Source organism: Aquimarina rhabdastrellae (genome assembly GCA_947387485.1).
Classification (GTDB): Bacteria; Bacteroidota; Bacteroidia; order Flavobacteriales; family Flavobacteriaceae; genus Aquimarina.
The window spans coordinates 70,061-82,317 of sequence record CANDNT010000016.1 but is presented as its reverse complement, the minus strand read 5'-3'; the positions used below and the strand labels follow the sequence as shown (position 1 = coordinate 82,317).

Sequence of the window (12,257 nt, the reverse complement as noted above, 5' to 3'; positions counted from 1 at the left end):
CCATTCCGAACAGAGAAGTTAAGCCCGATAGCGCCGATGGTACTGCGATCGTGGGAGAGTAGGTCGCCGCCTTTTTTGAACCCTTCACAACATTTGTGAAGGGTTTTTTTGTTTTATAAATATTTGGGTTTGGAATAAGATAATACTTCATAGAAAGAATCTCAAACAAGAAGAATAAAATAAGCTTATTTAAGCCAATAACTACACTCAAGCATACTTCTGCCTCAGCTTATTTATAAAAGGTTAAATAAGATACTTTTTAATAGTTAGAATATTCATTGATTTAAGGCATAGTTTATGCTAAGACATTTTGGAATAATATTAAAAAAGAAACAAGAGTATATGAAAAAGATAGCATTAGGTTTTTTATTATGTTTAATAATTGTAGGATGTAAAAAACATGAAGAAAAGATGCCTGTTATTGAGAAAAAAGAAGATATCCTTATTGATAGGGGTATAGTTCAAGATTCGTTGGCGTTATTAAAGAAACTACATGTTGATGATTTTGAGACTTTAGAAGATTTAAAAATAAAATCTTCGTTAGAAATGAATCTTTATGGAAGTGATGAACCGATTGTATTTATAGAAACAAATTTTACATCCAACTCATTGATTGACTATGCTGGAAAAAAATATTTTGCTTTAGACAAATCTGATAAAGTTATTCTTGAAGTTTTGGGTAATGAATATTCTTTAGAAACTATATTCTCAAATCAAAAACCTTTTTTGGTAGTAACTGAAATAACAGTTAAAAATAATGGAATTCATCATTTTTATGGTTTAGAAAAAGGAAATCTTAAAGATTATTTGGATACTAAAGGATGGTCAATTCAGACTATAGGAAGAAAAGATGCACATCATGATTATGAACCTAATGTATTGCCTTTAACTTTTGAAGATACTGATGAGGATGGAATGATAGAAGCAGTTTTTACAGGTCATACGATTAATACGTTTTCTAAAAAGATGGCATCTATCCAATTGATCTTTGAATATGATAGCATAGCGAAAGAATTCAAATTACAGTAAAGACTTAGTTTAGAATCGTTAAAAGCATTGTTATAAAATTAAACACATTCTAATTACCCCAAATACGATCCCATAGAATAGTAACTAATTGCTTTGCTTGTTTTCTGTTTTTTGGGATTTCAGTTACTATGATATCGTCATTACTTTGGATTAGGCTATAGCTAAAAGCAAAAGTAGTTGTATTCGTGTTTGAAGGAAGTATCCCGAATCGAAGATCATTAAAGGTTAAAGTATCGTTGTTTTTTGATATAGTAAACCAATTATTACTGATGTTTTTTAATCGTTTGATTTTATCGTTATAAGCTAATTCTCCTAATAAATGATGATTTTTAGGATAACTTTTGAATAGAATAGGTTGTGTATCAAAAATAGAATAGTCACCTATAAGATATGCATTTTTTGTATCGATATTTGCGGTCCAAAGAAAACTATTGAAAGGAGTTGGTTTAGTTTCGATTGCTGAATAATCGATTTTTTGTGTATTTAGAGCTTCTTTAAATTTAAAATAAGTATATCCTTTCAAACCAATAGTGATAAGCATATAAATGCTACTTATAATTAATCCTAAATGATTGTAGTTTGTTCTCTTTTGAGTACCTTTTTTACTAAAAAAAGCTAAAAGAAGAAAAATTAGAAAAGGTAGAGTGTATAAAGGATCTATGACAAAAATATTTTTATATGCAATTCTAAGATCAAAAGGCCAGAATAATTGAGTTCCCCATGTGGTATGTGCATCTAATAGGGGATGAGTAACAAATCCCCAAAACATAAGCCAAGACCAATCTTTTATCGAAGCTACATTCTTATGTTCAATTTTATGTATAAGCCAACCAAAAATGGAAGCGAAACAAATACTAAAAATCAAGGAATGAGTAAAGCCTCTGTGTAATTCTATGGCTGTAACAGTATCTGTAAAATGACTAGCAAAAGTATCAAAGTCAGGGATGGTACCAGCAATAGCGCCATAGAGCATAGCTTTATTACCTACTTTTTTTCCTAACACTGCTTCACCTACAGCTGCTCCTAATACAATTTGAGTTAACGAATCCATAAAACATTATATAATAGAATACAATGTTACATAAAAAAGCTCCAATGTAAAACTACATTGGAGCGAAAGGGTTTAAGCAGTAACTGCTAAAGAAACCCCAAAAGGATCTTCTATGCTGTGTGCAGGTTGTGTGAACCATTGAGGACCGTTTTCTGTCATATAGATATGATCTTCGAGACGTATACCAAATTGATCAGGAACACAAATCATAGGTTCATTACTAAAACACATCCCTGAAGCTAATAAGGTTTGTTCATTTCTTACAATATAAGGCCATTCATGAATATCCAAACCTATACCGTGACCAGTACGATGTGGTAAACCAGGTAAGGTATAGTCTGGTCCTAAACCACTAGCTTCTAGTGTGACTCTAGAAGCATTATCGATTACAGCGCAAGCTTGACCTAATTTTGCCGCATTGAACGCTGCTAATTGTGTTTCTTTCTCAAGATTCCATATAGTACGTTGTTTCTCGTTTGCTTCACCATAAACATAGGTACGTGTGATATCTGATATGTAATCATGTAGGACACAACCAGTGTCTATTAAGACAATATCATTTTCGGCTAAATTTTTTGGTGATTTTACACCATGAGGAAAAGAGGAGTCTACACCAAAAAGAACAATACAAAAATAGGAACCTGTAGGGATACCATATTTAATATGAGCTTTGTGTATAAAATCAACTACCTCTTTGGCACTAATACCTGGATATAAAATTCGTGCAGCAGCTTTTTGCACTTCTAATGTGATATTCATAGCTGCTTGAATGATTGCTATTTCATTTTTAGACTTAATCATTCTGCATCCAGCAGTAATAGGTTTTGCGTTTATTAACGTATAAGAAGAGGTTACTTGTTGAATACCATCAGAGATAAAGAATGGTGTAGCTTCATCGATTGCAATAGTACCTTGCGTTATATTATTTTTCTTGAGAATCTCAATGACTAATGCATAAGGACTTTCATGTTCTTCCCAACAATGTACAGTTCCTTCAAGTAACATAAAATCATAAATAGTACCCTTCTCAAATTGAGGTGCGATATAGTGAATTTCGCCATTAGGCAAAATAAGTGCACCAACTAAACGTTCACTGGCATTCCATTTTAGACCAGTAAAATAAAAAAGATTAGTACCAGCATTAACATAAAGTGCTTGAAAACTGTGTTTGTTTAATAAAGTAGCGGCTTTGGCTATACGAGATTTAAATTCATCTTTTTGTATAGGTTGAGCGAGATGAGCAAGAGGTTGTATAGCATCTAACTCTTGTTGAATAGTTGAACCTCCAATTCCATATGTTTTCATGGTGAGAATATTATTTTAAGAATGCATTAATTGTTCTATTTCATCAATCTCAATAGGCATTTGAGCGGTAAGATTAATGTTTCCAGTAGCAGTGATAAGGTAATCATTTTCTAGACGACAACCGATACCTTCTTCTGGAATATAAATTCCAGGTTCACAGGTAAAGACCATTCCTTCTTCTATTGTTCTAGAATACAGTCCTACATCATGAACATCTAAGCCTAAATGATGTGCAGTACCATGCATAAAGTATTTTTTATATAAAGGCTTGTTGGGATCTTGATTAGCAATGGCATGAGCATCTAATAATCCCAATTGAATTAATTGTTCTTCAACCAAAGAAGCCATTTGTTTTTCATATTCGGCATGAATAGTTCCTGGTTTTAATAATTTCGAACCTTCTTTTAAGCAATGTAAAACAGCTGTATAGACTTCTTTTTGGCGAGTAGAAAATTTTCCGTTTACAGGAATGCAACGTGTTGTATCACTATTATAATTAGCATAACATACTCCAAAATCTATTAGAATCATATCTCCATCTTTACAGCTATTATGATTGGTATTATAGTGTAAAGCACATGCATTGGCACCAGAAGCTATGATAGGTTTAAAAGCATGTCGAGTACCTCCATTTTTTATCAACTCATAAGTTAATTCGGATTCAAGTTCATATTCCATACAATCAGGACGTACATTTTTTAGTAATCTATGAAATCCTTTTATACTTATATCTGCTGCTTTTTGAAGGAGTTTAACTTCTTCTTCGGATTTGATAGGGCGTAATTGACGAGTGATTTTTGCAACTCTATGGTATTGATGAAGTGGATATTTTTCTTTAAACCATTGTATGTAGCGATCTTGTTGTGTTTGCTGGTTATATGTAACACGTTTAATATGCTCGTTATGTCCCAAATAAAAACCATCAGCTTCAAAAGCCATAAGTTGTACAATCTTTTCAAAATCATGAATCCATTCGACTCTTTGGATACCTGAAATGGCAGAAGCTTGTTCTTTGGTTAATTTATCACCTTCCCATATTTTAATATGCTCATTGGTTTCTTTAATAAAGAGAATTTCGCGATTTTCAGTTTTATAAGCATCAGGATATACTAATAATAAGGTGTCTTCTTGATCAATTCCTGAAAGGTAAAATAGATCATTGTTTTGTGCGAATCCCATAACATCATCTGCATTGGTATGTTTAATATCATTTGATGATAAAACAGCAATGGTGTTAGAAATCATTAAGTTACTAAAGTTAATTCGGTTTTTTATGAATAAATTATTGGGTATTGTATCGTATCTCATATGTTGAATTTCGTGAAATTTGATGAAGAAAAGTAAAAAAAAATGTTAACTAACTGTAATAATGATAATAAAATATAGATAATGGATAAGATGTTGGCAAGAAAAGCCGTAAAGGGTGCATAATTTTGAAACACACACAAATCGTAAAAATTATTAAAATGAAATTACCCCAACATCTAGCAACGCTATTGCTATTAGGCAGTACCGTATTGTATGGGCAAAACCCATGTAAAACAACAGAGGCAATGAAAACTCATTGGGAACAATCTCCAGAGGCTTATGAAGAGTATTTAGAATTCAACAAATTCACAGAGGAATTTATTAAAGATGAAGCAAATCTTAGGCAATCTAGAAATGCTACGTACACAATTCCGATCGTATTCCATGTCTATGGAACTTCGCAAAATGGAACAACGGTAGATTACAATACTATCGTTAACTCACTTAATCAAGTAAACGAAGAGTTTCAAGGATTAAATGCAGATTTTAATACAGTTGATGCACTTTTTGATCCAATTAAAGCATCATTGGATATCGAGTTTAAATTGGCGACAATTGATCCAGATGGAAATGCTACTAATGGAGTTGTATTTCACCAACCAAGAGGAGGGTATGGAAACAATGACGGAGGTACAAGATCTCTAATCGCTCAAGATGCTTGGGATAACTATAAGTATATGAATGTTTATATCCAGGCAGATTTATATAATGATGGAACAACAACAAACTCTGGAGTAGCGTGGTATCCTAATACTACAGATTCAAATGCAGATGTAGCACGTATTGTATATAATGGACAATATTTAACAGGAAATACATCAGAAGAATTTGCATCAGTTTTAACGCATGAATTTGGACACTGGGTTAACTTGATTCACACACATGATGGTGGATGTAACGGAACAGATCAAGTAAGCGATACACCTCAAGAAAATACTGCTGGAGGTCCTGGATGTGCACGTTCTCGTAACTGTTTTAACCAATATATTAACCATGAAAACTATATGGGATATAATGGGGCATCTGGATGTTATAAGATGTTTACTCAAGGTCAAATAGATAGAGTTTTAGCGGCATTACAACACCCTTCAAGAAAACCATTATGGCAAACAAGTAACTTAGAAGATACAGGAACAGATGGAGGTGCTTCTATAGCAATCGAGTCACCTAATGTATTAGAAGCTATAGCAAATGACGGAAGTATAGAAGGATCGTCTTCTATAGTTACATTAAACACAACTTTTAATGTAACAGGGACATTAACAGAAGGAACTCATTATACAACAAGTCTTCCTAATGGATTAGGCGTTCAAATTGTAGTAAGTGGAGATGGATCTAGTGCTACAATAAATTATACAGGTAATGCAACAAATCACGGAGAAAGTAATAGTACACAAGGATCAATTACATTTGATTCAAGTGTAGTAAGTTCTAACTCTTTAACTGTAGGGATTAATTTTGAGTTTTCTGACCCGTATCAAATTATTTATGTAGACAACAATGATTTACAGGTAACATCATCAAATGTATGGGAGCCTTTTACAGATGCAGATATACCATCATTAGGTGGAGGAACGAACTATGGAGGGTTATTCTATAATGCATCAGGACATCCTAGTGGGCAACCTGTATTACAATTTGAAACCTATACAGAGGCGATGGTAACTACTGGTGGAAACTCTAGAAATGTGGCCGTATTACCAGAAAACACAGCAATTAACAGTTCAAGTAATTGGGTAGATGGTGGACCTTATCCAGATTTACATGATATTAGTACAAATAGTTATAGTGCATGGAATGGGCAAACAGCTTATGCAGGATTTAGATTTACAAAAGGAACTAGAGAATATTATGGATGGTTCCAGTTTCAGGTAAATGCTCAAGGTAATGCATATACTTTATTAGATTATGCATATAGTACTGAGCCTTTTGGAGAAATTATGACAGGACAACAAGTATTATCAAATCGTGATTTTGAAACAAATCCAGCTGCTAAAATTGGAGTTTATCCTAATCCTTTTGAAGAAGAAATTACAGTGAACCTTCCACAGTCAGAAAATGGAAAAATCACTATAGAGATATATAATATTTTAGGAGCAAAAGTCTATGTAGAAGAGAATATAACTGAACAACAAATAAAGATAACAAATGCCTTAAGAACTTCTGGAGTATATTTTATGAAAGTTCTCGACCAAAATAAAGAAATAGGTATCAAAAAAATTATAAAGAAATAATATTAGATTTTGTATTGAGTTTACTGAAGTTTAAAGGGAAAATAGCTTTTAAATAAAGTTTTAGGCTCCATAATATAAAACTCTAATGATGATATATTTAGGTGTACCCTTTCAGTAAAAACGTACTCAACTAATATTAGAAGATTAAGTTAAGTTGATTTGTTTTTATTAAAAAAATTATTTTTTAAACCAGAAGCTAAACTTCTGGTTTTTTTATGTTTATATGTTTTGTTTGTTAATGATTATTTTTTAACATAAAAACTAATTTATTGATAATATTGTATGTGTATGGGATAAAATGTTAAGGATTTTAATTCTTTTTAACAGTTAAATTTGAATACACACAAATCTTAACTGAATTATGAAGTACAACTTATTTTTAATCGTCGTGCTTATTTCGGGCTTTATTAGGGGGCAACAAGAAATGGGCTGTAAGACCGATCAGGTCATGAAAGAATACTGGGAAGAACACCCAGAAGCGTATCAAGAATTTATTGAGTTTAATGAGTTTAGCACAAGATTTGCAGAGCAGAGAAGACTACAAGGAGAAAAAAATGCTGATAAGTATATAATCCCTGTAGTCTTTCATGTTTATGGGAATGTGCAAAACGGAGCTTCAATTAGCGTAAATACAATAGAAAATTCTGTAGATCAGGTAAATGAAGAGTTTCAAGGATTAAATGCAGATTTTAATACTGTAGATGCGCTGTTTGATGGTATAAAATCTTCTTTGAATATTGAATTTAAATTGGCAAAGATTGATCCAGATGGTAATGCAACAAATGGAGTTGTTTTTCATCCGTTTAGAGGAGGATATGGGAATAATGATGGTGGAACAAGAGCTTTGATTGCTCAAGATGCATGGGATAACTATAAATATATGAATGTTTATATCCAAGCTGATTTATATAATGATGGTAGTACGACTAGCTCGGGTGTTGCTTGGTATCCAAGTGTAACAGATTCTAATGCTAATGTGGCTCGTATTGTTTATAATGGACAATATTTAACGGGAAATACTTCACAAGAGTTTGCTTCGGTATTGACACATGAGTTTGGGCACTGGGTAAATTTAGTACATACACATGATGGAGGATGTGGTGGAACCGATTTTGTAAGTGATACACCACAAGAAGATACAGCAGGAGGAGCTGGATGTGTGAGATCTCGTAATTGTTTAAACGAAGAGATCAATTATGAAAATTATATGGGATATAATGGAGCAAGTGGATGTTATAAAATGTTTACGCAGGGACAAATAGATAGAGTTTTGGCTGCTTTAGAACATCCATCAAGAAAACCATTATGGCAACCAGGTAATTTAATTGATACAGGAACAGATGATGGAGCTGCTGCTATTTCTATAGATGGATCAGATTTGATAGAAGATATCGCAAATGATGGTAGTATAGAAGGAACATCTGTAATATCTGCTTTTAATACTACATTTAAAGTAACAGGAACATTAACAGAAGGAGTTCATTACACGACAAACTTTCCTAATGGATTAGGAGCTACTATTGTGGTGAGTGCAGATGGTGAATCAGCTATGGTTACTTATACAGGAAATGCGACTTCACATATTGCAAATGACAGTACAGAAGGAAATATCACGTTCACAAATGAAGCTATAGAAGCAAGTTCTAATGTGATATTACTTAATTTTGAATTTTCAGACCCATATCAAATTATATATGTAAATAATCCAAACTTGACAGTTGATGCTGCAAATGCATGGGAGCCTTTTACAGATGAGAATATTCCATCACTAGGAGGAGGAACAAATTATGGAGGATTATTTTATCATGCATCAGGGCATCCAAGTGGTCAACCAGCATTACAATTTGAAACATATACAGCTGCAATGGTAACGACAGGAAATAGTTCTCTTAATGTAGCAGTATTACCATTAAATACACCAATTAATACAGCAAGTAATTGGGTAGATGGAGGAGCATATCCAGATTTACACGATATCAGTACGGTTAATTATACGACATGGAATGGACAAACGTCTTATGCAGGATTTAGATTTAAAAAAGGAGATAGAGAATTTTATGGATGGTTACATTTTCAGGTAAATGCTGATGGTAGTGAATATACTTTATTAGATTATGCATATAATACAGAACCTTTTGGAGAAATATTAGCAGGACAAAGACAAACTACAGATCCGCAATTATCAGTACAATCTCCAACGGTAACAGAAGCGGCTTCAAATAATGGGGCACTTGAGGGTAATTCTGTAATAGAAGCATATAATACAACTTTTAATGTAACGGGGGTATTGACAGAAGGTACACATTATACTACGAATGTTCCATCTGGTATAGGAGTGAGTATCGAAGTAAATGGAGATGGAACAATAGCTACAGTAACATATTCAGGTAATGCAGCTTCTCATACGGCAAGTGATAGCGTAACTGGAACGATAACATTTACAGGTCAAGCGGTAACAGTTGATGATCCTACAGTATCGATTACTTATGAGTTTATAGATCCATACCAAATAATTTATGTGAATAATACAGACTTAACAGTAAATTCATCAAATGCATGGGAACCTTTTACCGATGAGAATATCCCATCGTTAGGAGGAGGAACAAATTATGGAGGATTATTTTACCATGCGTCAGGACATCCAAGTGGTCAACCAGCATTACAATTTGAGACCTATACAGAAGCTATGGTAACTACAGGAGGAAGTTCTCTTAATGTAGCAGTATTACCGTTAAACACTCCAATTAATACAGCAAGTAATTGGGTAGATGGAGGAGCATATCCAGATTTACATGATATTAGTACCAATAGTTATAGCGCATGGAATGGACAAATAGCATATGCTGGATTTAGGTTTAAGAAAAATAACAAAGAGTTTTATGGATGGTTACGTTTTCAGGTAAGTAACTCAGGAAGTTCTTATACGTTACTAGATTATGCTTATACAACTGAACCATATGGAACAATTTTAGCAGGACAAACAGAGATCATAGATAATGGAGATACAGAAGCTCCTACAGCACCGCAAAATTTGGTAGCATCTGGTACGACAACAACGACAACAAACTTATCATGGGATGCAGCAACAGATAATGTAGGAGTAGTAGCTTATGATGTGTATCAAGGAAATACTATTATACAAACAGTTAGTACTACACAAACAGAAGTAACAGGTTTAACAGCAGAAACACAATACTCTTTTTATGTAAAAGCAAAAGATGAAGCAGGTAATATTTCTGAGGCTAGTAATACCGTTACAATTACTACAATGAGTGAACAAGAGTACTGTACCTTATCAGGGAACTATCAAACATACGAATGGATAGCAGGAGTAAATATAGGAGGTGTTAATAATGTAAGTGAAGGTGCTCCATATACTTTTTATAGCGATCAAGTAGTTACATTAACTCCAGGAGGAAATGAGGACTTTATATTAACTCCAGGCTTTAGACAAAATGAGCATTATACAGAGAATTGGAATGTATGGATAGATTATAATAGCGATGGAGATTTTGAAGATGCAGGAGAGTTAGTTTTCAGTAGAAGTGACTCAAGAGCAGTTACAGGAACGATAACAGTACCATCTGATGCTTCAGGAAATACTAGAATGCGTATTGCAATCAATTATGGATCTCAAATTAGTAGTTGTGGAGTATTCGATTCTGGAGAAGTAGAAGATTATCCTGTAAGTTTTGGTGGAAACACAGATACAGAAGCTCCTACAACACCACAAAATTTAGTGGCATCTGGTACAACAACGACGACAACAAGCTTGTCATGGGATGCTTCTGTAGATAATATAGGAGTAGAAGGATATGAAATTTATCAAGATGATACTCTAGTAACAACTGTAACAACAACATCTCATGAGATAGCTGGACTTACAGCTAATACTACATATACATTTTATGTAAAAGCAAAAGATGCAGCTGGAAACACTTCTGGAAATAGTAATAGTATTACAGTAACAACTTTAGAAGAAACTATAGCAGATTATTGTGATACTCATACTACAGATGCACTAGATTATTATTATATCGAAAATGTAAGTTTAGGAGCTATAAATAATTCTTCAGTTTTGGCAAATGCAAATGGATATAGTGATTACACAAGTCAGACAACAACCTTAACTCCAGGAACAAGTGAGAGTATGTCTGTGACTATTTCTACTACTTGGGAGCAGAATAAGGTATATGCTTTTATCGACTGGAATAAAGATGGAGATTTTGAAGATGCAGGGGAACTAGTATTTAATACAACGGCTGAAGGAGGAACTCAGACAATAAATGTACCGCTTAATGCAGTAGCAGGCACAACTGTAATGAGAGTAAGAGTATCGTATTATTTTGCAGAACCAGAACCATGTGAGATAGCATATACAGGAGAAACTGAAGATTATAGTATTACTATAGGAAATAGTGTTGCAGGACCAGATGGAGAAAATACTATAGCACTTGAAGATGATAGCTTTAAGATTTATCCTAATCCAGTTCAAGATCGAGGAATACTTCATGTAGCTTATAAAGGAGCTACAATGAATTCATACAGAATTTATAATATGATAGGTCAAACAGTAAAAGAAGGAAAGTTTACTGAGCAAGTTGATGTATCTCAACTAGAAGGAGGTATGTATCTTATTGAATTGATAGGATCATCATCAAAAATTAATACTCGCTTTATCAAGCGATAACCCATAACTAAACCAACCATAAAACCCGAAAGTATATGCTTTCGGGTTTTTTTATATCAAAAAAGTACAGATTTATATTCCCAAACTTTTGAACAATAGAGAAAAATAAAAACTATAGAAACAATAAACTTAATTAAAGTGCCTGTCAAAAATCCTATAAAAGAACCAAAGGCAGCTTTTAATGCCTTTGTAGCATCATTATCTTTTAAAAGCTCACCTACAAAAGCACCTACAAATGGACCAATAATGATTCCTAAAGGTCCCAAGAAGAAAATACCAATAAGTAATCCTACAGAACTACCAATCATCCCATATTTTGTACCTCCAAACTTTTTGGTACCCATAGCAGGAACTATATAATCCAAAAACCAAACTAGTATAGCTATAGCTAAAGTAATACCTAAAAACGTCCAGTTTTGAGGAATTACTTTACAAAAATGAAGTAATAGTAAGCCTACCCATGAGGTTAAAGGTCCAGGCAATACAGGTAAAAAGCTACCTACAATTCCTAATAGACAACAGAGAAAACCTATGATTGTCAATGTAATATCCATATATGATTTTTGATGATATGACGTTTGAAAAGGTATTTTGTTACAATTTTTTAACTAAAAAATTAGTTTAAACTAAAAATATAGTT

The 12,257-nt window shown here is 33.2% G+C and carries 7 protein-coding genes and 1 rRNA gene; 4 read left to right on the top strand and 4 right to left on the bottom strand.

Annotation, left to right across the window (positions count from 1 at the left end):
- Nucleotides 1–75 (top strand): 5S ribosomal RNA (gene rrf / locus ACYEKI_RS17990); the annotation flags it as partial.
- 267 nt (nt 76–342) lie between these two features.
- The gene (locus ACYEKI_RS17985) at nt 343–1,029 is read left to right on the top strand and encodes a hypothetical protein (protein ID WP_459212600.1); all 687 of its coding nucleotides are present in this window, start codon (nt 343–345) and stop codon (nt 1,027–1,029) included.
- A 49-nt stretch (nt 1,030–1,078) separates the two neighbouring features.
- On the opposite strand, the gene ACYEKI_RS17980 is transcribed toward ACYEKI_RS17985, so the two are convergent.
- The 3 genes from ACYEKI_RS17980 to ACYEKI_RS17970 form a co-directional block, all read right to left on the bottom strand.
- Complete coding sequence (locus ACYEKI_RS17980) at nt 1,079–2,080, bottom strand: metal-dependent hydrolase (RefSeq protein ID WP_459212599.1); 1,002 nt, start codon at nt 2,078–2,080, stop codon at nt 1,079–1,081.
- A 72-nt stretch (nt 2,081–2,152) separates the two neighbouring features.
- Nucleotides 2,153–3,385: a M24 family metallopeptidase gene (locus tag ACYEKI_RS17975; RefSeq protein WP_459212598.1), complete on the bottom strand. Its 1,233-nt coding sequence runs from the start codon at nt 3,383–3,385 to the stop codon at nt 2,153–2,155.
- Nucleotides 3,386–3,400: 15 nt separating this feature from the next.
- Nucleotides 3,401–4,693, bottom strand: coding sequence for an aminopeptidase P N-terminal domain-containing protein (locus tag ACYEKI_RS17970; protein ID WP_459212597.1), 1,293 nt, complete (start codon nt 4,691–4,693; stop codon nt 3,401–3,403).
- A 158-nt stretch (nt 4,694–4,851) separates the two neighbouring features.
- Between ACYEKI_RS17970 and ACYEKI_RS17965 the strand changes: the two genes are divergently transcribed.
- Both ACYEKI_RS17965 and ACYEKI_RS17960 read left to right on the top strand, forming a co-directional pair.
- Nucleotides 4,852–6,927 carry a zinc-dependent metalloprotease gene (locus ACYEKI_RS17965; RefSeq protein WP_459212596.1) on the top strand — a complete coding sequence of 692 codons (2,076 nt, stop codon included), beginning with the start codon at nt 4,852–4,854 and terminating at the stop codon, nt 6,925–6,927.
- Between the two features lie 361 nt (nt 6,928–7,288).
- The gene (locus ACYEKI_RS17960) at nt 7,289–11,617 is read left to right on the top strand and encodes a M43 family zinc metalloprotease (protein ID WP_459212595.1); all 4,329 of its coding nucleotides are present in this window, start codon (nt 7,289–7,291) and stop codon (nt 11,615–11,617) included.
- Nucleotides 11,618–11,673: 56 nt separating this feature from the next.
- Here the strand turns inward: ACYEKI_RS17960 and ACYEKI_RS17955 are convergent, their stop codons facing one another.
- The gene (locus tag ACYEKI_RS17955) at nt 11,674–12,171 is read right to left on the bottom strand and encodes a DUF456 domain-containing protein (protein WP_459212594.1); all 498 of its coding nucleotides are present in this window, start codon (nt 12,169–12,171) and stop codon (nt 11,674–11,676) included.
- Nucleotides 12,172–12,257 lie beyond the last annotated feature (86 nt).